The sequence below is a fragment of the Streptomyces sp. NPDC001002 genome, from assembly GCF_053599215.1.
On record NZ_JBSFLV010000066.1, the window covers coordinates 12,667 to 32,608 of the forward strand.

The window sequence follows — 19,942 nt, forward strand, 5'->3', positions numbered from 1 at the left end:
GCGGGCCCGGCGGAGCCGCTACCGCCTCCGCCGGGCCGTCCCGAACAGCGAGCGCGTGATCTCCCGGCCGATCTGGGTGCCGACCGAGCGCGCCAGCGACTTGAACATCCCGCTGCCGACGACCTGTTCGACCATGGACGGCGGTTCCTTGGGAGCCTTGGGGGTGGTGGAGGTCTTGGACGCCTGCGTCTTGGACGCGGGGGCCTCGGGTGCCGCCGTCGCCTGCGCCGCCGTCAGCTTCTCGTACGCCGACTCTCTGTCCACAGCCTGTGCGTAACGTCCGTGCAGCGGCGAGGACTTGACCGCCGCGTCCAGGGCCGTCGCCTCGATCGGGCCCATCAGGGACTCCGGCGCGCGCAGCCGGGTCGCGGCGACCGGGGTCGGGGCGCCCTTCTCGCTGAGCACGGTGACCACGGCCTCGCCGGTGCCGAGCCCGGTGAGCAACTCCTCAAGGTCGTAGGCAGAGTTCGGGAAGGTCTTCACCGTGGCCTTCAGCGCCTTCTGGTCGTCCGGGGTGAAGGCCCTGAGCGCGTGCTGGACACGGTTGCCGAGCTGGGCGAGGACGTCGGACGGTACGTCCTTGGGGGTCTGCGTGACGAAGAAGACGCCGACCCCTTTCGAGCGAATCAGCCGGACGGTCTGCGTGATCGAGTCCAGGAAGGCCTTCGAGGCGTCGTTGAAGAGCAGATGCGCCTCGTCGAAGAAGAAGACCAGCTTCGGCTTGTCGGCGTCGCCGACCTCCGGGAGGTCGTGGAAGAGGTCGGCCAGCAGCCACATCAGGAAGGTGGAGAAGAGCTGCGGTTTGTCCTGGACGGCGGGCAGTTCGAGGACCGAGACCATGCCGCGCCCGTCGGCCGCCGTACGAAGGAACTCGCTCGTGTCGAACTCCGGCTCCCCGAAGAAGTCGGACATCCCCTGCGCCTCGAAGGCGGTGAGGGAGCGCAGGATCACGCCGGCCGTGGCGGTGGAGAGGCCGCCGATGTTCTTGAGCTCCGCCTTGCCCTCGTCCGAGGTCAGGAAGGCGACGACCGCGCGCAGGTCCTTGAGGTCGAGCAGCTCCAGGCCCTTGGTGTCGGCGTAGTGGAAGATCAGGCCGAGCGACTGCTCCTGGGTCTGGTTGAGCTGGAGCACCTTGGAGAGCAGGACCGGGCCGAAGCTGGTGATCGTGGCCCGCAGCGGGATGCCGTGGCCGAGGCCGCCGAGCGCGTAGAACTCGGCCGGGAAGCCGGTCGCCGTCCACTCCTGGTGGACCTCGCCGGCCCGTCCCCGCACCTTGTCGTTCGCCTCCCCCGGCGCCGACATCCCGGACAGGTCGCCCTTCACGTCGGCCAGGAACACCGGGACGCCCTGGGCCGACAGCTGCTCGGCGATGAGCTGGAGCGTCTTGGTCTTGCCGGTGCCGGTGGCGCCCGCGACCAGGCCGTGGCGGTTCAGCATGGGCAGCGGGATGCGGATCTGCGCGTCCGGCAGGCACCGCCCGTCCCACATGAGGGCGCCCAGGTCGAGCGCCGGTCCGGTGAAGGCGTACCCGGCGGCGATCTCCAGGGCGCCCTGCGGAAGTGCGGGAGCGCTCCCTACTGACTCGCCGGTCGTGGCCGCGGGCACGGTCTCGCTGTCGCTCATGTCGGACCCCTGTTCCCGGTTTGCCCTGTTTCGACACGTCTTTTCCAGCGTCGCACTCCGTCGCCATGGCTGCGCCCGGAACGTCTCGACCGGTAGGCTTTCCGTGTGATCTTCAAGCGCATCGGAAACGGCCGTCCGTACCCCGACCACGGCCGGGAGAGCACCCGGCAGTGGGCGGACGTCGCGCCGCGCCCGGTCCGCCTGGACCAGTTGGTGACCACCAAGGGGCAGCTCGACCTGGAGACCCTCCTCGCCGAGGACTCGACGTTCTACGGCGACCTCTTCGCGCATGTCGTGAAGTGGCAGGGCGACCTGTACCTGGAGGACGGACTGCACCGCGCGGTACGGGCGGCACTCCAGCAGCGTCAGGTGCTGCACGCGCGCGTCCTCGAACTGGACTGACTCGCGCTTTTCAGAAGCCTGTCGGTAAAGGCTTGGCCCTTTCGGGTTCACCTGCGTGGCGTCTAATGATCATCTAGTAGGCATCGCCGCTCGGGCGCACTACGCTGCGCTCATGAGCATGCTGACTCCCCCAGGCATGGGCGGCAAGTACCGGATCACGGGGGACAAATACCCGCGTATGCGCCGGCGCCGGCGGCGCGGTCGGCTCGCGGTCACGGTGGTGGCGTCCGCGGCGGCGCTCGGTCTGCTGGGCTGGGGCACGTTGCAGCTCATCGATGTCTTCACCGGGGGTGGGGACAAGGCGTCCGCGGCCGGCTCCAAGGCGGAGTGCGGGGGCACGGCGAGTCCGTCTCCGGGGGTGAGCGGGGCGACGAAGTCGGTCTCCGTGCCGAAGCCGGGGCAGATCACCGTGAATGTCTACAACGCGACGGCTCGTAGTGGGCTGGCCAAGGACACCGCGGATGCGTTGAAGAAGCGCGGGTTCAAGATCGGGGACGTGGGCAACGCCAGCAAGGAGTTCGACAAGAAGGTGAAGGGGAGCGGGATACTGCTCGGGCCTTCGTCGGCGTTGAAGACTTCTTTGCCGGTGCTGGGTACGCAGCTCTCTACTGCTGAGCAGCGTGCGGTGGCGTCCCGCAAGGGCGCGGAGCTCGATCTGATCGTCGGGGACGGGTTCAAGGCGCTTACGCCGAAGGCGGCCGCGGACAGGGCGTTGGCCTTGCTGGCCAAGCCGGCGTCTACGACCGCCTCGACGAAGAAGAGTTGCTGAGGGGCGCGGTTTCGCCGTAGGGGTGCGGATTGGTTTGCGGGTGCGCGCCCGTTGTGGCTGATCGCGCAGTTCCCCGCGCCCCTTAGGGCGTTCTACTCGGCGGCGCCATAAAGGCGGTCCCCCGCGTCCCCCAGCCCCGGCACGATGTAGCCGTGTTCGTTGAGGTGGTCGTCGATGGCTGCCGTTACGACCGTTACCGGGGTGCCTGCCAAGTCGCGTTCCATGACCTCGACGCCCTCGGGGGCGGCCAGGAGGACCACCGCCATGACGTCGTCCGCGCCTCGCTTGATCAGTTCGCGGATCGCCGCCACCAAGGTGCCGCCCGTGGCCAGCATGGGGTCCAGGACGTAGACCTGGCGGCCGGAGAGGTCCTCCGGCATGCGGGTGGCGTACGTGGAGGCCTGGAGGGTCTCCTCGTCGCGGACCATGCCCATGAAGCCCACCTCGGCGGTGGGGAGCAGGCGCATCATGCCGTCGAGCATGCCGAGGCCCGCGCGGAGGATCGGGACCACCAGGGGGCGGGGGTAGGAGAGCTTGACGCCCGTGGTGGAGGCGACCGGCGTCGTGATGTCGACCTGTTCGGTGCGCACGTCGCGGGTGGCCTCGTAGGCGAGCAGGGTGACCAGCTCGTCGGCGAGGCGGCGGAAGGTCGCGGAGTCGGTGCGCTGGTCGCGCAGCGTGGTGAGCTTGTGGGCGACCAGGGGGTGGTCGACGACGTGGAGACGCATGTCCACAACAGTAGCCGCCGCTCCGTCCCTGCTCGCGCTGGCATCAAACCGCCCGTCCGGGGGAAAGTGGGAGGGACGGACTGGGGTGGTGAACCGATGACTGACCTGCCGAATCGGGAGACCGATCAGAATCCGTCCCCGCCGGGACCGCCCCCGCAGGGGTCGCAGGAGACCGACGCGGAGCGCCGACGACGCCGCGCCCGGTTTCTCCGCGAACTCACCGAGGCCCGCGAACTGCGCGACCGTGTCCAGCCCCGGCGCGCGAAGACGGCCCGACTGCGACACGCGATGCGGATGCGCACGTTCCGTTGGTAGGTGGCCCGACGCGGAAGATCAAGCGCAGTACGGGTGTTGACCAGGTGGCCGTGCGTGGCCACATGGAAAAGCCGCGTACGATCCGCTGTTGGCGGCAACGAGTGTGCTGGTGAGTGCTGGGCGACGCGCACGCGTGCGTGCGATCAAAACCACCGGACACAGGGAGCCGAAGACGTCCCCTGAACGCCTTGTTTCTGCCACGATTCCGAGTGGGCGGGGCTCGGAGCACAGCTCTCCCCACCCGAAGACCTCCGCCGGGGGGACCCCCAACCGGCACGCCTAAGACCAGTGGGAGAGTCACGGTGTACTTCGCCGCACTGCTCGCGCGCACCGAAGACGGGTGGGAAGCGAGCGACACAGAGCTCGACGATGTGGAGACGCTGTCGGATCTTGCCGATCTGGCGCGGGAGTCCTCCGGTGAGGAGGACGAGACCGTTCTCGTCTTCATCGAGCAGGAGGATTCGTGGTTCGGCATCGTCCGCGTGGACGGTGAGGAGGACCCGCGCGTCTACGTCTCCGACGCCGCCGCCGCCAGCCGCAGTTCGTACGGGGAGCTGCTGCTCACCGACGAACTGCTCGGGAGGGATCCCGGCGACGACGGTCCCGACCTGGACGCCCTCGACCTCGACGGCACCGAGGACGGTGAGGACGAGGACGACGACAGCGACGAGGAGACCCCGTCCGCCGACGCGGTGCCGCAGGGTCCCGTGGGCGACAGCGAGATCCTCGACGACCTCGGTGTCAGCCCGAAGCAACTGCGTGCCCTGGACGAGGACGCGCTCAACTCGATCGCCGAGGCGCTGGGCGCCTCCGAGGTCCTGGAGACCGTCCGCTGACCTCGCCGACCGCGGCCGGCGGTCCCGACCCGGTACGGGACCGCTGGCGGGCCTCGATGCGGCTCGCCCTGGACGAGGCCCGCAAGACCGGTACGGACGTGCCCGTGGGCGCGGTCGTACTGGCCCCGGACGGTACGACGGTGCTCGCGGGCGGGCACAACGAGCGGGAGGCCACCGGGGATCCGACCGCGCACGCGGAGGTCCTGGCGCTCCGCCGGGCCGCGGCGCGGCTGGGTGAGTGGCGGCTGGCCGGCTGCACGCTGGTGGTCACCCTGGAGCCATGCACGATGTGTGCGGGCGCGCTCGTCCAGTCCCGGGTGGACCGGGTCGTCTACGGCGCCCGCGACGAGAAGGCCGGCGCGGCCGGCTCGCTCTTCGACGTCGTGCGCGACCGCCGGCTCAACCACCGGCCCGAGGTGATCGAAGGTGTGCTCGCGGACGAGTGCGCCCGGCTGTTGACCGACTTCTTCCGGGACCGCTGACCTCCCCGGGGGCCGTCGAATACCGATTTCAAAGCACGGCCCACCGTGCGGTAAGGTCTCTCTCGGTAGCGTGTCCGAGCGGCCGAAGGAGCTCGCCTCGAAAGCGAGTGTGGCGCAAGTCACCGAGGGTTCAAATCCCTCCGCTACCGCTTCTGAAGGGCCCCGTCGAGAGACGGGGCCCTTCGTGCGTTCGCTTCGTGCATGCGGCCGCCGGTCGGCCCGTAGGTCGCGAAAGCCCTACGACCTGCGAGCCGTTGGTCATATAAGAGGCTCTGACGGTTACACTCACCGCCGGCAACAGGCGCCCCGCGGGGCACTTCAGTCTCAGGGGGAGGCCGCGGTGGCGGTGAATTCGAAGAAGATCGCCGTCTACGTGCTCGTGGTCTTCGCGCTGTACGTGATCATCACCGACCCCGCCAAGGCCGCGGACTACGTCCAGATAGGGTTCGAGGGCATATCGGACGCCGCCAAGGCCATCGGCGACTTCTTCACCTGGCTCGCCGACGGGGCGCACTGAGACCGGCCCGACCAAGGAGCGCGCATGATCCGCCACCTCGTCCTCTTCAAGCTCGCCGAGGGCGTCGACCGTACCGACCCCAGGGTCGTCGAGGGCTACGAGGCCTTCCGGTCGCTGGACGGGAAGATCCCCGAGATCCGCTTCTGGGAACTGGGGTGGAACCTCAGCGACCGGCCCATCGCCTACGACTTCGCCATCAACTCCGGCTTCGAGGACGCGGACGCCCTGCGCCGCTATGTGGAGCACCCTGAGCACCAGGCGGGGGTGGCGCTCTGGAAGGAGTTCGCCACCTGGGTGATCGCCGATTACGCGTACTGACCGGGACCTTTCTGGGCCCTCCGCCGGGAACGGCTGGGGGCCTTTTCGCGTCTTACGCCCCAACTCGCCCTCAACACGGTGTTATGCGGTGCTTGCACACAGTGCACATGTCTTGTGATGCTATGACCGCTTTTGACGGATGAGTTGACCGATGGGTCGACCCGAGCGTTGACCGAAGCAGAACCGATGAAGAGGTGGCGTTGACCGTGTCGGCCAGTACTGCGCCGCCCCAGGAAGAGGCGCCCGTCCAGACCCCCGAGCGGCGCCGCGGCGCGGACACCCGGGCCCTCACCCAGGTGCTCTTCGGGGAGCTCAAGGAGCTCAGGCCCGGTACGCCGGAGCACAACCGGGTGCGCGGGGCACTGATCGAGGCGAACCTCCCGCTCGTGCGCTACGCCGCCGCCCGCTTCCGCTCCCGCAACGAGCCGATGGAGGACGTGATCCAGGTCGGCACCATCGGCCTGATCAACGCCATCGACCGCTTCGACCCGGACCGGGGCGTGCAGTTCCCGACCTTCGCGATGCCCACGGTCATCGGCGAGATCAAGCGCTACTTCCGCGACAACGTCCGCACCGTCCACGTCCCGCGCCGGCTGCACGAACTGTGGGTGCAGGTCAACGGCGCGACCGAGGACCTGACGACCGCGTTCGGGCGCATCCCCACCACCGCCGAGATCGCCGAGCGCCTCCGCATCTCCGAGGACGAGGTGCTGTCCTGCATCGAGGCCGGCCGGTCGTACCACGCGACCTCGCTGGAGGCCGCCCAGGAGGGCGACGGACTGCCGGGCCTGCTCGACCGCCTCGGCTACGAGGACCCGGCCCTGGACGGCGTGGAGCACCGCGATCTGGTCCGCCATCTCCTGGTCCAACTCCCGGAACGCGAACAGCGAATCCTGCTGCTGCGCTACTACAGCAATCTCACCCAGTCGCAGATCAGTGCGGAACTCGGTGTGTCACAGATGCATGTATCCCGGCTACTCGCGCGTAGCTTCCAGCGGCTGCGATCCGCCAATCGGATCGAGGCATAAGAGGCGCACGGGCGCACACTCCGGAACACCGCAGTTCGCACGCGGGGTCGAGTTGTCACCGTCACGAGCGAATCGCTCACCAGGGCGCTTCCCTGCGGTTCTGCGCCTATAAAGCCTCAGACCCCCTCTTTCCAGGGCCGTTTCGGCTCCTACTTGTCGACATGTCACTACAGCGTGTTGCCGACATGTGACATTCTGCCGGAAGAGCGTTTGCCGGGGCTTCGGCTCCGGTATTCAGGTGAAGGCTGAACTCCTCATCAGGGGAACATCGGCCACGACCGTCCCGCGACCCAGAGGGGGTGGCATGTCCGCAGACCAGGGCAGCTCCAAGGTGCTCACGCTCACGAAGAGCGAGTCCGCGCCCGACGCCGTTCTCAACGACGTCACGGCCCTTGAGGCCGTACCGGCCCCGGCGGCCCTCCCGACCACGTCGGGAGCCATCGACACCCGCACCCTGTCCCGCTCCCTTTTCCTGCGGCTCGCCGCACTGGACGAGAACAGCCCCGAACGCGGCTACGTCCGGGACACCCTGATCGAGCTCAACCTCCCGCTGGTGCGTTACGCCGCCGCGCGTTTCCGCTCCCGCAACGAGCCGATGGAGGACATCGTCCAGGTCGGCACCATCGGCCTGATCAAGGCGATCGACCGCTTCGACTGCGAACGGGGGGTGGAGTTCCCGACGTTCGCGATGCCGACGGTGGTCGGCGAGATCAAGCGGTTCTTCCGCGACACCTCGTGGTCGGTGCGCGTGCCGCGCCGGCTCCAGGAGCTGCGCCTGGCCCTCACCAAGGCCAGCGACGAGCTCTCGCAGAAGCTGGACCGCTCCCCGACCGTCCCCGAACTCGCCGCGGTCCTGGGCGTGTCCGAGGAGGACGTGGTCGACGGCCTCGCGGTCGGCAACGCGTACACGGCCTCCTCGCTGGACTCCCCGGCCCCGGAGGACGACGGCGGCGAGGGCTCCCTGGCCGACCGGCTCGGCTACGAGGACACCGCGCTGGAAGGCGTGGAGTACCGCGAGTCCCTGAAGCCGCTGCTGGCCAAACTCCCGCCCCGCGAGCGGCAGATCATCATGCTCCGCTTCTTCGCCAACATGACCCAGTCGCAGATCGGCGAGGAGGTCGGCATCTCCCAGATGCACGTCTCCCGGCTGCTGACCCGGACCCTGGCGCAGCTGCGGGAAGGCCTGCTGATCTCCGACTGAGAGCGACCGAGAGCACCCGAAAGGTGCTCAAGGGGCTCCTGAGGGTTCCTATTTGACGGAGTGTCAGCCACCATGGCGCGATGCTTCGGACGACACGGACACATGGCCGTCGAGGTGCCGTACTCGGTACGTCGGCGGCCGTCGTCTGTCTGGGCGCCGCGCTGGCCGCGTGCGGGAGCGGCGGGGGCGAGGGATACGTCGCCACCGGCTCGGCGGGCGGCACACCTCAGGCGTCCGGTACGGCGACGGCACCCACCGGCGAGGTGACGCTGGTGCCGCTGGACGGACCGCGCGGGGAGGGCAACGCCCCTGTCGGGAGCGGGACTTCTCCGGGGACGTCGGCGATCCCGGCACCCGGCGCGGACGGCAGCACCCCGGGCGACTCCGCCGGCGCCCCTGTCGGCGACGGCGCCAAGTCCGGCCGTACGACCGGGAATTCACCGGTCCCGACACCTACCCCGACAGGCGCACCCACCCCCACCGGCTCGTCCGCCGGTCCCGCCGCGTTGAGTTGGGGCGAGCCGAGCCGTGCGGCCACCGACGAGCGGTGGTGCGAGGACGTGACCGTCGCCTTTGCCAACTCGGGGGGAAGTGCGGTGCGTTCGGGGTCGGTGACCTTCGGGACGCATGTCATCGGCGCGCTCGGCATCGACTGGGCGACGGTCGAGTCGACCGAGGCGCTGCCGGTGCCGATCGCGGCGGGTGCGCGCACGACAAAGACCTGGACGGTGTGTCTCGACGCCTGGCGCGTGCCGCTCGGCATGCACATCGAGACGCGGGACGTCACCGTCCAGTGGAAGTAGCGGGCCGGGGCCCGACTTGAGCGAGTTACATGAGGGCGAGCCAGGCCACCGCGGCCACGATCGCGACAGCGACGACGACGCCCACGATCAGGCCGATACGGGGACCGGCCGCCGCGACCGGCTCCGGCTGCCGGCCCTGCGGGCCCTCGTCGACGAACGCGCGGAACATCTGGGTGCTGCCGGCGGGGTCGTGGTTGCCCTGGGGGTTCTGGGGGTTAGCCATAGCCCGAGACCCTAGCGAATGCGCGGGGGAGACCCAAGTGGGGGGAGGTGGGTGACCGCGAGCGACCCGCGGCCGACCCCACCTGCACGTTTACGTTCGCAATACTTGCCTTTGCCAAGTTTTTATCCCGTTCACAGACTTCTTGTTTGCCTGTAGCAACCAACAACTCTTATGGTTGCCCAGAGCAACAAATGCGGGAGGTGTGATGGCCGAACGGGCGCAGTACGAGGAACTGCTCCAGCAGTTCAGTGCTTTCGGAGCGGTGAAACGGGAGCTCGGGCGGGTGCTGCCCGCCGAGTGTCCGGGCGGCAGCGTCGCCGTCCTCACCCTGCTCGGACGGTACGGCGACATGCGCATGAGCAAGCTCTCGGAGCTGCTCGCGGTGGACATGTCGGTCACCAGCAGGCATGCCGCGCACCTCGCGGAGCGGGGCTGGATCGACCGGTCCCCCGACCCCGCGGACAAGAGGTCCAGGATTCTGCACCTCACCGCGCCGGGCCAGGCCCAGCTGGAAGCGCTCTTCGAGCGCACCACGGAGCTGCTGGCCGACCGGCTGAGCGACTGGAGCGACGAAGAGGTCGCCCAGCTCACCCGGCTCATGGCCCGGCTGCGGACCAGCTTCGACGACCACCGCGCCCCGCCGCCCCGGCTGCCACCCCCGCATCTGCTCGCACCGACCACCCGTACACCCGCGACCACTTGAGATAAGGAAGCCCATGGCTACGACCACACCAGCCGGTGTGCGGGCTCATGCCAAGCACGGGGGAGGCTCCACCGAGTACGCCCCGATGTCGCACCGGCAGATCATGGAGGCCATCTCCGGCCTGCTGCTCGGCATGTTCGTGGCGATCCTGTCCTCCACGATCGTCACCAACGCCCTGCCGCACATCATCAGCGACCTCGGCGGCGGCCAGTCCGCCTACTCCTGGGTCGTCACCGCGTCCCTGCTGGCGATGACCGCGACCACGCCCCTGTGGGGCAAGCTCTCGGACCTCTACAGCAAGAAGGCGCTCGTCCAGATAGCCCTGATCATCTATGTGCTGGGCTCCGCCGCGGCGGGCCTGTCGCAGAACGCCGGCATGCTGATCGCCTGCCGTGTCGTCCAGGGCGTCGGCGTCGGCGGTCTGTCCGCCCTCGCCCAGATCGTCATGGCCGCGATGATCTCCCCGCGTGAGCGCGGCCGTTACTCCGGCTACCTCGGCGCCACCTTCGCCGTCGCCACCGTCGGCGGCCCGCTGCTGGGCGGTGTCATCACCGACACCAGCTGGCTGGGCTGGCGCTGGTGCTTCTACGTCGGTGTCCCCTTCGCCGTCATCGCGCTGATCGTGCTGCAGAAGACCCTGCACCTGCCCGTCGTGAAGCGGGACGTCAAGGTCGACTGGGCCGGCGCCACCTTCGTCGCCGCCGCCGTCTCGCTGCTGCTGGTCTGGGTCACCTTCGCCGGTGACAAGTACGACTGGATCTCCTGGCAGACGTACGCGATGGTCGGCGGTTCGATCGCGCTGGGTCTGCTCTTCGTGCTGATCGAGTCCAAGGCACGCGAACCGATCATCCCGCTGCGGCTGTTCCGCAACCGGACCATCACGCTGGCCTCGCTCGCGTCGCTGTTCGTCGGTGTCGCGATGTTCACCGGCACGGTCTTCTTCAGCCAGTACTTCCAGCTGGCCCGCGACAAGTCCCCGACGATGTCCGGGGTCATGACGATCCCGATGATCGGCGGACTGTTCATCTCCTCGACCGTGTCGGGGCAGTTCATCACCCGCACCGGCCGCTGGAAGGCGTGGCTGGTCAGCGGTGGCGTGCTGGTGACGGCGGGCCTGGGCCTGCTCGGGACCATCCGGTACGACACGGACTACTGGAAGATGGGCATCTTCATGGCCCTGCTGGGTCTCGGCATCGGCATGATGATGCAGAACCTGGTGCTGTGCACGCAGAACCAGGTCGACCCGAGCGACCTCGGCTCCGCCAGCTCGACGGTCACCTTCTTCCGCTCCCTCGGCGGCGCGGTCGGCGTCTCCGCCCTCGGCGCGGTGATGTCCCACCGGATCTCGCACTACGTCACCGACGGCATCGCCTCCCTCGACCCCAAGTACCGGGCGGCCCTCGCCGGTTCGAGCTCCTCCACCGACAGCATCCCGGACCTGGCCAAGCTGCCCGCCCCGGTGCGCACGCTCATGGAGAGCTCCTACGGTCATGGCATCGCCGACGTCTTCATGATCGCCGGCGCCCTGGCGGCCGTCGCGTTCCTGATCACCCTGTTCATCAAGGAGGTCCCGTTGCGGACCAAGGGCGCGCTGGCGCAGGCCGCGGGCGAGCAGGAGACCCCGGCCACGGAGACCCCCGCCGCGGCCACCGCTCCGGTCGCCGCCGACGCACCGGCCGCCGAACACGTCCCCACCTGGGCCGTGTCGGAGACCGAACCCGCCACCGACGGCACGCAGCGGCTCTCCGCCGTGGCGACGATCGCGCGGCCGGAGGAATCGGCCGGCTCGGGCGGGATCCCGGTACGGGGCTTCGTGCGCGGCAACGAGAGCGCGCCCGTCCCGCAGGCCGCCGTCACGCTGATCTCGCTGGCCGGCCGCCAGTTGGGCCGGTCGATGACCCAGGCCGACGGCTCCTACGCCGTCGAGGCGCCGAGCGTCGGGTCGTACGTGCTGATCGCGTCCGCCGACGGGTTCCAGCCGCAGGCGTCCACGGTCGTCGTGAACGGTGAGCCGCTCGCGTACGACGTGCTGCTCAGTGGGACCAGTGGGCTGAACGGGCTGGTGCGGGCCGCGGAGAGCGGGCTCGCGGTCAAGGACGCGATGGTCGTCGTGACCGATGTGCGCGGGGATCTGCTGGCCACCCAGAAGACCGGTGAGCAGGGCGAGTTCGCCTTCGGCGAGCTGGTGCCCGGCCCGGTGACCGTCGCGGTGAACGCCGACGGGTACCGGCCGCGCGCGCTGCCCGTCGAGGTCGGCGGCACCGGGGTCACCCGGGTCGAGATCGACCTGGACTCGGGCGCTCAGCTCCAGGGTGTCGTACGGGCCCCGCACGGCCCGCTGGCCGACGCGCGCGTGACCCTCGTTGACGCGGCGGGCAACGTGGTCGGCACGGCCACCACCGGGTCGGACGGGGCGTACGCCTTCACCGATCTCAACGGCGGCGAGTACACGGTCATCGCGACGGGATACCCGCCGGTGGCCAGCGCGTTGACCGTCAACGGTCGCGGTGTCGACGACCACGACATCGAACTCGCCCACCCCGGCGAGTAGTTGGAACACCCCCGGCCCGTGGCGGGCGCACGCTCTGAGCGGAGGTGCGGCCGCCGCGGGCCGGATTCACGCGTACGGCAAGGAGTTTGAGGAACATGGGACTGACCGCGAGGATCCGTACCCGCGACGGGTGGGCCGTGTCGCACGCCGTCGTCACGGTGACCGACATGACCGGCACCCAGGTGCTGCGCGCGGAGGCCGACGCCGAGGGGGCCGTACGGGACGCCACCGAGCTGGCGCCCGGCCCGTACACCGTCATCGTCACGGCCGTCGGGTACGCGCCCACCGCCGCCACCGCGATCGTCACCGCGAGCGGCCGGGCCGAGGTCGGGGCGGTGACCCTGGGCCGCCAGGGCGGCACCGAACTGCCGCCGCCCGGGCCCTGGACCGTCGACCCCGCGCACTCCTCCGTCGCCGCGGTCGCCCAGCACCTCGGCATCTCCAGCGTGCACGGCCGCTTCACCGACTTCGCGGCGCGGATCGAGATCGCTCCGGACGAGGTGGCCAAGTCCCGGGTGGAGGCGGTGATCCGGGCCGCGTCCATCGATACGGGCAACGGCATGCGGGACGATCATCTGCGCTCGGCGGACTTTCTGGACGTCGAGAAGTACCCGGAGATCACGTACCGCTCGACGGGTGTCGTGGCTGCGGCGGGCACGGACCGGTGGACGGTGCGTGGGGAGCTGACGCTGCACGGGGTGGTGCGGGAGGTCGATCTGGACCTCGCGTATCTGGGGACCGGGGCCGATCCGTGGGGCGGGACCCGGGCCGCGTTCCGGGCCACCGCCGAGCTGCGGCGGGAGGACTTCGCCATGAACTACAACCAGGTGGTGCAGGCGGGGATCGCGGCGATCGGGACGACGTTGAAGGTGGAACTGGATGTGCAGGCGGTGCAGGGCGAGGCGTTGCCGTAGGGCTGGACATAGGCTGGTCGTATGGCACCGAACATCGCTAGTAACACCCGGGTATCCCTGGAAGAGCTGCTGGAGTTTGTGCGGCCCCGGCATCATGCGCTGCTGTTGACGCGGCGGGCGGACGGGAGTCCGCAGGCTTCGCCGTTGACGTGCGGGGTCGACGACTCGGGGCGGATTGTTGTCTCTACGTATCCCGAGCGCGCGAAGACGCGGAACGCGAAGCGGGACGAGCGGGTCAGTGTCGTCGTGCTGAGCGACGACTGGAACGGGCCGTGGGTGCAGGTTGACGGCGTCGCTGAGGTGATTGATCCTCCGGAGTCCGTGGAGCCGCTGGTGGAGTACTACCGGAATATCGCCGGGGAGCATCCGGACTGGGACGAGTACCGTGCGGCGATGGTGAAGCAGGGGAAGTCGATTATTCGGGTTACGCCGGAGAAGTGGGGTCCGGTGGCGACCGGGGGGTTCCCTGCGAGGCTTTCTTCGCCGGACGCCTAAGAGCTCGGGGGGTGCGGTTGTGTTGCGGGTGCGGGCCCGATGTGGCTGGTCGCGCAGTTCCCCGCACCCCTGACGGGGCGATTCAGTCGCCGTTTCTCATTACCATCGCCTCGATTCCTGCCACCAAGAGCTCCAGGGCGAAGGTGAAGTCTCGTTCTCGCATTTCCTCTACCGTGTCTCCGCCCCTCGCCGCCATGAGGTCCGCCGACTCCTGGATGACCTCGGCAGCTGACGGGGACTGGTTCACCGCTGTCATCGCGTGGCGGAAGTATTCGTCCTGGGTCATGCCGGCGGCGGCCGTGCGGGCGATGAAGTGGCCCTCGATCGTGCCGAAGCCGTAGACGAACTGGAAGACGGCCGAGATCGCGCCCGTGAGGCCGGATGCGGGTAGGCCCGTCTTGCGGATGACCTGCTGGACGACCCTGGAGAAGGCCAGTGAGTTCGGGCCGATGTTCAGGAACGTGCCGGCCAGCGGGGAGAGCCAGGGGTGGCGGACCAGGAGGGAGCGGTACTCCCTTGCCAGGGTGCGGAGTTGGTCGCGCCAGTCCTCGTCGGTCTCCGGGTCGGGCAGGGGGAGTTCCCCGAAGGCCGCGTCGAGGGCGAGTTCGAGGAGGTCGTCCTTGGTGTCGACGTACCAGTAGACGGACATCGCCGTGACGTTCAGATCGGCGGCGAGACGGCGCATGGAGAACTTGGCCATGCCCTCGGCGTCCAGCAGTCGCACGGTCGCCCCGGTGATGCGGTCCCGGTCCAGCCCGGACGGCTGCCCGCCTCGACCCCGGCGGACCTTGCCCTCCAGCCACACACTGGTCCGCGCCGCCCCTTCGGCCGACCTAGCCATCAGCGCACGCACCTTTCTGGCTGTCCGGTAGCTATTCAAGATCCTAAACGGCAGTCACCAATTCCGAGTCTGCCCGCTCCGCCCGACGCAACAACGCCGCCGCCACGAACCCACCGAGCAGTACCGCCGCCGCTCCCACCAACTGACCCGATCTCAGTCCTTCGGCGAGCCCTCCGGAAGAGCTGAGGACCGCGCCGAGCACGGCAACACCCAAACCGTTGCCGAACTCCGCCAGCGTTCCGTTCACCCCGGCCCCCACTCCCGCCTTCGCCGGAGGAATCGCGCTCATGATCGCGTGCGCCATCGCCGGGCTGGCGATCGCGCCTCCCGCGCCGATGAGCAGCAGGCCCACCAGCGTGCCCGCATATCCCCCCGTCGCCAGCACCGCGATCGACGCCAGACCCGCCGACATCAGCACCATGCCCGACGCGATGGACACCGGCGTACCCAGCCTCGCCGACCACTTCGCCGACAGGCCCGTGAAGTTGAGGGCGACGATCGTCAAGGCCAGCGGAGCGGTCCGCAGGCCCGCCTCCAACGGGCCGTAGCCCAGGACGAATTGGAGGTGCTGGGTGAGCAGGAAGAGGGAGCCGCCCATGCCGAAGGCGATGAGCACCGCACCCGCCACCGCACCCGTGAAGCGGCGGTCGCGGAAGAAGTGCGGGTCGAGCATGGGGTACGGGATGCGGTTCTCCCAATAGGCGAAGGCGCCCAGCGATACGGCGGCTACCGTCGCCGGCAGCAGGACCCGGGCCGATGTCCAGCCGTGTGCCGGGCCCGAGATGATCGCGAAGACCAGGGACGCCATGCCGATCGTGGAGAGCAGCGCGCCGGGGAGGTCGGGGCGGTCGCCGGTGGGGTTTTTCGACTCCGGGACCAGGGCCACGACCGCCACCAGGCCCAGCGCCGCCACCGGCAGGTTGATCAGAAAGATCGCGCCCCACCAGAAGTGGTTCAGCATGAAGCCGCCGAGGAGCGGGCCGATCGCGAAGCCGAGCGCGTTGACGGCCGCCCAGATGCCGATCGCCCTCGGCTGTTCCTCGGGCGTGAAGATCTGCATCGCCACCGCGAGGGTGGTGGTCATCAGCAGCGCGCCGCCGACGCCCATGCCCGCGCGGGCCGCGATCAGTTGGCCCGTGGAGCCGGCCAGGCCCGCCGCCAGCGAACCGATGCCGAAGAGGGCGAGTCCGGCCAGCAGCATCTTCTTGCGGCCGTAGCGGTCGGCCGCGCTGCCGGCGGTGAGCAGCAGGCCGGACTGGACGAGCGAGTACGCGTTGATCATCCACTGGATGTCCGAGGTCTCGGCGTGCAACTCCCGGGTGAGGGAGGGGATCGCCACGTTCAGCACGGTGTTGTCGAGCAGCACGGTCAGCTGGGCGAGACAGATGACACCGAGGATCAGCCAGCGCTGGGGGTGGCCTTGGGAAACGGACATGCTGTACACCGTATGGCGCCAACCATACGGTGTACAGCAAGTTTCCCTTCTGTCAGCTGCTCGTCTTCTGCGTGAGGTCGTAGAAGGTCGACGAACCGACCGTCACCTTCTTGAAGTTCTTCTCGACCCACGAGGTGATCTGCGAGGACGTGCCGGTGCTGCTGCCGCCCATGCCGCCACCCGTGCCGCTGGAGATGAAGTAGTGGATCTTGCCGTCGGCCACGTACTTCTCGAACTGCGCCAGCGTCGGGGACGGGTCGGTGCCGTTGAAGCCGCCGATCGCCATCACCGCGTCACCCGTGGCGAGTTGGTAGCTCGCCGCGTTCTGGGCGCCGATCGCGGCCGCCGCCCAGGTGTAGTCGCCGGCGTCGGTCTGCAGCAGCTTCTTGGCCTCGGCGCTGACGGTCGCGCCGTTCAGCAGGCCGCCGACGCCACCGCCGCCGCCCATGCCGCCGCCGTCACCGGTCGTGCCACCGGGGCCGCCCTGCTGGCCCTGGGTGCTGCCGTTGCCGTTCTGCCCCGGCATACCGCCCGTGCCGCCGCCCGGGAAGCCGCCGCCGCCCTGCTGGTTCTGGGTGTTGCCGTTGCCGTTCTGCTGCTGGCCCGGCATGCCACCGCCGCCGAAGCCGCCGCGTCCGCCGCCACCGCCGGGGCCACCGCCCCGGCCGCCCATCATGCTCGCGCCCGCCGGACCGGCCGTCGGGATGGAGCCGGTGTGCGCCGAGTCGACCGTGCTGAGGGTGTACGCCGTCGGCCCTGCCAGGGAGGCCACGATGCCCAAGCCCACTGCCGCGAGCGCGAGTTGGCGGCCCAGCTTGGCCACGAAGATCACGCCTAGCGCGGAGGCCAGGCCGCCGATCAGGACCAGCCAGCGCAGCCAGGGCAGGTAGTCGGGCGTGCGGTTGAGGAGTACGTAACCCCAGACCGCGCCCGCCACGATCGCCGCCGCGAGGGTGAGCGAGGCCCACGTCTCGGCGCGCTTCTCCCACAGGGTTCCGGCGCCCATGCCGATCACGGCGGCGATGTAGGGGGCCAGCGCGATCGTGTAGTACTGGTGGAAGATGCCCGCCATGTAGCTGAAGACGAGCAGGGTGATCAGCAGCGAGCCGCCCCACACCAGGAACGAACCGCGGGTCACCGAGGTCCGCTTGAGCTTGCGGGTGGCCACCAGGCCCGCGACGAGCAGGATCAGCGCGGCCGGCAGCAGCCAGGAGATCTGGCTGCCGATCTCGGAGTTGAACATCCGGTCCCAGCCGGTCTCGCCCCACTGCCCGGTGCCGCCCGCGCCACCGCCGCCGCCGACACTGCCGGTCTCGTCGCCGTTGATGCGGCCGAGGCCGTTGTAGCCGAAGGTCAGCTCAAGGAAGCTGTTGTTCTGCGAACCGCCGATGTAGGGGCGGGAGGAGGCCGGCCACAGCTCGACGATCGCGACCCACCAGCCGCCGGAGACGATCAACGCGAGCGTGCCCGCGGCCAGTTGACCGCACCGCTTCTTCAGCGAGACCGGCGCGCAGACGGCGTAGACGATCGCCAGCGGCGGCAGGATCAGGAAGGCCTGGAGGGTCTTGCCGAGGAACGCGAAGCCGATCGCGACACCGCACCACACCAGCCACTTGGTGCGGCCGTCCTCCAGGGCGCGGACCACGAAGTAGCAGGCCAGCGCCATGAGGAGGGCGAGCATCGCGTCCGGGTTGTTGAACCGGAACATCAGCGCGGCGACCGGGGTGAGCGCGAGCACCGCGCCCGCGATCAGGCCGGACGCGGGGCTGAAGCGGCGGCGCACCGAGGCGTAGACGACGGCGACCGTGCCGACGCCCATGAGGACCTCGGGGCCCAGGATCGTCCAGGTGTTGAGGCCGAAGATCCGGGCCGCGATCTCCATCGGCCACAGGAACGCCGAGGGCTTGTCGACGGTGATGGCGTTGCCCGCGTCCAGCGAGCCGAAGAACATCGCCTTCCAGCTCTGGGTGCCGGCCTGGACGGCCGCCGAGTAGAAGGAGTTGGAGTAGCCGTTGACGCCCAGGTTCCAGAAGTAGAGCACCGCGGTGGCGACCAGCAGGCCGAGGAAGGCCGGGCGGGCCCAGCGGGGGTCCTCCGGACGGCCGCGCCACAGTCTGCGGACGAAGGGCTGCTTGGGCTCGCCGCCCGAGGGGGCCGGTGCGTGCGGCGGCCGCTGCGAGTCCACCACGTCGGGTGCGGGGCCCGAGGGGGTGGGAGCCGCACCTCCCTGGTAGGTCGGCTGGTCGTAGTGGGTGGTCATCGGGTGTCCCCCGGATCGGTGTCGTAAGGGCGCATCGGCCGGAACTGCATCGTGGAGTCCCGCCAGGTGCCGTCCGCGGCTTCACCGGCGCGGAACTGGGAGGTCTGGTGCGGCTGTTGCGACTGCTGCGCGTACTGCTGCGGGTACGGCTGCTGCTGGTACGACTGCTGCTGGTACGGCGTGGTCGAGTACGTCGGTGACGACGGGGTGTGCGTGGCGACCACCGTCGAGCCCGCGTCACTGTCCCGGCGGTCCGGGAAGACCCACGCCCTGAAGAGCAGGAAGCGCAGGACGGTCGCCGCGAGGTTGGCGGCGATCAGCACCGCAAGCTCGGTGGAGTGCGCGGGGTTGCTGCTGGCCGCGTTCAGGGCGGCGAGCGAGCCGCTGGTCAGCGCCAGGCCGATGCCGAAGACGACCAGGCCCTGCGCCTGGTGCCGGACCGCGCCGCCGCGCCCGCGCACCCCGAAGGTCAGCCGCCGGTTGGCCGCCGTGTTGGCGACCGCGGAGACCAGCAGGGCGAGCGCGTTGGCGATCTGGGAGCCGGTGAAGGAGCGGAAGGCGCTGTAGAGGACCAGGTAGAACAGGGTCGACAGGCCGCCGACCACGCAGAACCCGACGAGCTGGCGGGCCAGGCCCTTCGGCACGTCCTGGATGTCGCGGTCGCGCGGGTCGTCGCCGAAGGGGCGGGTGATCCGGTCCAGCGGCAGCGAGCCGCTGGCCAGGGCCTTGCCCACGCGCCACACGCCCTTGAGGTCCTCGGTGGCCGTCTTGACGATGTGCACCGTCGAGTCCGGGTCGTCGACCCAGTCGACCGGCACCTCGTGGATCCTGAGGCCCGCGCGCTCGGCGATGACCAGCATCTCGGTGTCGAAGAACCAGCCGGTGTCCTCGACCAGCGGCAGCAGCACCTGCGCCACATCACGCCGGATCGCCTTGAATCCGCACTGCGCGTCCGAGAAGCGGGCCTGCAGCGAGCCGCGCAGGATGAGGTTGTACGAGCGGCTGATGAACTCCCGCTTGGCGCCGCGCACCACGCGCGACGAGCGGGCCAGCCGGGAACCGATCGCCAGGTCGGAGTGGCCGGAGATGAGCGGTGCCACCAGGGGCAGCAGGGCGTTCAGGTCGGTCGACAGGTCCACGTCCATGTAGGCGAGGATCGGAGCGTCCGAGGCGGACCAGACGGTCCGCAGCGCCCGGCCGCGGCCCTTCTGCTCCAGCCGGAAGGCCTTGACCTCCGGAAGCTCCGCCGCCAGCCGCGCGGACACCTGGGGAGTGGTGTCCGTCGACGCGTTGTCCGCGATCGTGATGCGGAACGCGTAGGGGAACGTGCGCTTGAGATGGTCGTGCAGTCTCAGCACACACGGCTGGAGGTCCTTCTCCTCGTTGTAAACGGGGATCACTACGTCCAGAACAGGCGTACCGGCGTCGCCGGCCGGGAGGTGCTCCCGCGCCGGCAGGGTGCCGGGAGAAGAGTCGGTTCGCATGGGAACGACTCTTG

21 protein-coding genes and 1 tRNA gene are annotated in these 19,942 nt (G+C 69.6%); 15 read left to right on the forward strand and 7 right to left on the reverse strand.

The features are described from left to right. Positions 1-18: 18 nt before the first annotated feature. Positions 19-1,623 carry a helicase HerA-like domain-containing protein gene (locus ACWDR3_RS27350; RefSeq protein ID WP_450355225.1) on the reverse strand — a complete coding sequence of 535 codons (1,605 nt, stop codon included), beginning with the start codon at positions 1,621-1,623 and terminating at the stop codon, positions 19-21. A 105-nt stretch (positions 1,624-1,728) separates the two neighbouring features. On the opposite strand from ACWDR3_RS27350, the gene ACWDR3_RS27355 reads away from it, so the two are divergent. Together ACWDR3_RS27355 and ACWDR3_RS27360 are read left to right on the forward strand one after the other, a co-directional pair. Beyond that, complete coding sequence (locus ACWDR3_RS27355; protein WP_003999914.1) at positions 1,729-2,025, forward strand: type II toxin-antitoxin system VapB family antitoxin; 297 nt, start codon at positions 1,729-1,731, stop codon at positions 2,023-2,025. 112 nt (positions 2,026-2,137) lie between these two features. Next, entirely contained in the window at positions 2,138-2,794 is a 657-nt protein-coding gene (locus ACWDR3_RS27360; RefSeq protein WP_450355226.1) for a LytR C-terminal domain-containing protein, read from the forward strand. Between the two features lie 92 nt (positions 2,795-2,886). Here ACWDR3_RS27360 and upp read toward each other — a convergent pair whose 3' ends face one another. Further along, positions 2,887-3,522 carry a uracil phosphoribosyltransferase gene (upp, locus tag ACWDR3_RS27365; protein WP_450355227.1) on the reverse strand — a complete coding sequence of 212 codons (636 nt, stop codon included), beginning with the start codon at positions 3,520-3,522 and terminating at the stop codon, positions 2,887-2,889. Positions 3,523-3,618: 96 nt separating this feature from the next. On the opposite strand from upp, the gene ACWDR3_RS27370 reads away from it, so the two are divergent. The 9 genes from ACWDR3_RS27370 to ACWDR3_RS27410 all read left to right on the forward strand — a co-directional run bounded on the left by ACWDR3_RS27370 (position 3,619) and on the right by ACWDR3_RS27410 (position 9,022). Further along, entirely contained in the window at positions 3,619-3,837 is a 219-nt protein-coding gene (locus tag ACWDR3_RS27370; RefSeq protein WP_401719812.1) for a hypothetical protein, read from the forward strand. Positions 3,838-4,139: 302 nt separating this feature from the next. Beyond that, positions 4,140-4,673, forward strand: coding sequence for a tRNA adenosine deaminase-associated protein (locus tag ACWDR3_RS27375; RefSeq protein ID WP_401719814.1), 534 nt, complete (start codon positions 4,140-4,142; stop codon positions 4,671-4,673). Positions 4,674-4,729: 56 nt separating this feature from the next. After that, on the forward strand, positions 4,730-5,155 hold the full coding sequence (tadA, locus tag ACWDR3_RS27380) for a tRNA adenosine(34) deaminase TadA (RefSeq protein WP_450355228.1): 426 nt from the start codon (positions 4,730-4,732) through the stop codon (positions 5,153-5,155). A gap of 64 nt (positions 5,156-5,219) precedes the next feature. Further along, positions 5,220-5,304 (forward strand) — tRNA-Ser (locus ACWDR3_RS27385). Positions 5,305-5,495: 191 nt separating this feature from the next. After that, complete coding sequence (locus ACWDR3_RS27390) at positions 5,496-5,672, forward strand: hypothetical protein (RefSeq protein WP_450355229.1); 177 nt, start codon at positions 5,496-5,498, stop codon at positions 5,670-5,672. Positions 5,673-5,696: 24 nt separating this feature from the next. After that, on the forward strand, positions 5,697-5,990 hold the full coding sequence (locus ACWDR3_RS27395) for a Dabb family protein (RefSeq protein ID WP_450355230.1): 294 nt from the start codon (positions 5,697-5,699) through the stop codon (positions 5,988-5,990). 194 nt (positions 5,991-6,184) lie between these two features. After that, a complete protein-coding gene (locus ACWDR3_RS27400; RefSeq protein ID WP_123999090.1) occupies positions 6,185-7,018 on the forward strand; it encodes an RNA polymerase sigma factor SigF in 834 nt (277 codons plus the stop codon). A 304-nt stretch (positions 7,019-7,322) separates the two neighbouring features. After that, positions 7,323-8,219 (forward strand): RNA polymerase sigma factor SigF, encoded by an 897-nt coding sequence (locus ACWDR3_RS27405; RefSeq protein ID WP_450355231.1) that lies wholly within the window; start codon positions 7,323-7,325, stop codon positions 8,217-8,219. A gap of 80 nt (positions 8,220-8,299) precedes the next feature. After that, the gene (locus ACWDR3_RS27410) at positions 8,300-9,022 is read left to right on the forward strand and encodes a hypothetical protein (protein WP_450355232.1); all 723 of its coding nucleotides are present in this window, start codon (positions 8,300-8,302) and stop codon (positions 9,020-9,022) included. A 25-nt stretch (positions 9,023-9,047) separates the two neighbouring features. Here ACWDR3_RS27410 and ACWDR3_RS27415 read toward each other — a convergent pair whose 3' ends face one another. Then, the gene (locus tag ACWDR3_RS27415; protein WP_401719837.1) at positions 9,048-9,245 is read right to left on the reverse strand and encodes a hypothetical protein; all 198 of its coding nucleotides are present in this window, start codon (positions 9,243-9,245) and stop codon (positions 9,048-9,050) included. 205 nt (positions 9,246-9,450) lie between these two features. On the opposite strand from ACWDR3_RS27415, the gene ACWDR3_RS27420 reads away from it, so the two are divergent. The 4 genes from ACWDR3_RS27420 to ACWDR3_RS27435 all read left to right on the forward strand — a co-directional run bounded on the left by ACWDR3_RS27420 (position 9,451) and on the right by ACWDR3_RS27435 (position 13,908). After that, on the forward strand, positions 9,451-9,948 hold the full coding sequence (locus ACWDR3_RS27420; RefSeq protein WP_450355233.1) for a MarR family winged helix-turn-helix transcriptional regulator: 498 nt from the start codon (positions 9,451-9,453) through the stop codon (positions 9,946-9,948). Positions 9,949-9,961: 13 nt separating this feature from the next. Then, positions 9,962-12,499 (forward strand): MFS transporter, encoded by a 2,538-nt coding sequence (locus tag ACWDR3_RS27425; RefSeq protein WP_450355234.1) that lies wholly within the window; start codon positions 9,962-9,964, stop codon positions 12,497-12,499. 95 nt (positions 12,500-12,594) lie between these two features. Then, a complete protein-coding gene (locus ACWDR3_RS27430) occupies positions 12,595-13,413 on the forward strand; it encodes a YceI family protein (RefSeq protein ID WP_450355235.1) in 819 nt (272 codons plus the stop codon). 21 nt (positions 13,414-13,434) lie between these two features. Continuing rightward, positions 13,435-13,908: a PPOX class F420-dependent oxidoreductase gene (locus ACWDR3_RS27435; protein WP_450355236.1), complete on the forward strand. Its 474-nt coding sequence runs from the start codon at positions 13,435-13,437 to the stop codon at positions 13,906-13,908. Positions 13,909-13,990: 82 nt separating this feature from the next. On the opposite strand, the gene ACWDR3_RS27440 is transcribed toward ACWDR3_RS27435, so the two are convergent. From ACWDR3_RS27440 to ACWDR3_RS27455, 4 genes are read right to left on the reverse strand one after another with little or no spacing between them, the layout of a single operon-like run. Next, complete coding sequence (locus ACWDR3_RS27440; protein WP_450355237.1) at positions 13,991-14,749, reverse strand: TetR/AcrR family transcriptional regulator; 759 nt, start codon at positions 14,747-14,749, stop codon at positions 13,991-13,993. Positions 14,750-14,792: 43 nt separating this feature from the next. After that, positions 14,793-16,184 carry an MFS transporter gene (locus ACWDR3_RS27445; RefSeq protein ID WP_450355238.1) on the reverse strand — a complete coding sequence of 464 codons (1,392 nt, stop codon included), beginning with the start codon at positions 16,182-16,184 and terminating at the stop codon, positions 14,793-14,795. 52 nt (positions 16,185-16,236) lie between these two features. After that, positions 16,237-18,444, reverse strand: coding sequence for a glycosyltransferase family 39 protein (locus ACWDR3_RS27450; protein WP_450355239.1), 2,208 nt, complete (start codon positions 18,442-18,444; stop codon positions 16,237-16,239). Beyond that, positions 18,441-19,928 carry a glycosyltransferase gene (locus ACWDR3_RS27455; RefSeq protein ID WP_450355240.1) on the reverse strand — a complete coding sequence of 496 codons (1,488 nt, stop codon included), beginning with the start codon at positions 19,926-19,928 and terminating at the stop codon, positions 18,441-18,443. Before ACWDR3_RS27455 ends, ACWDR3_RS27450 begins: the two co-directional genes overlap by 4 nt. Positions 19,929-19,942: the final 14 nt, after the last annotated feature.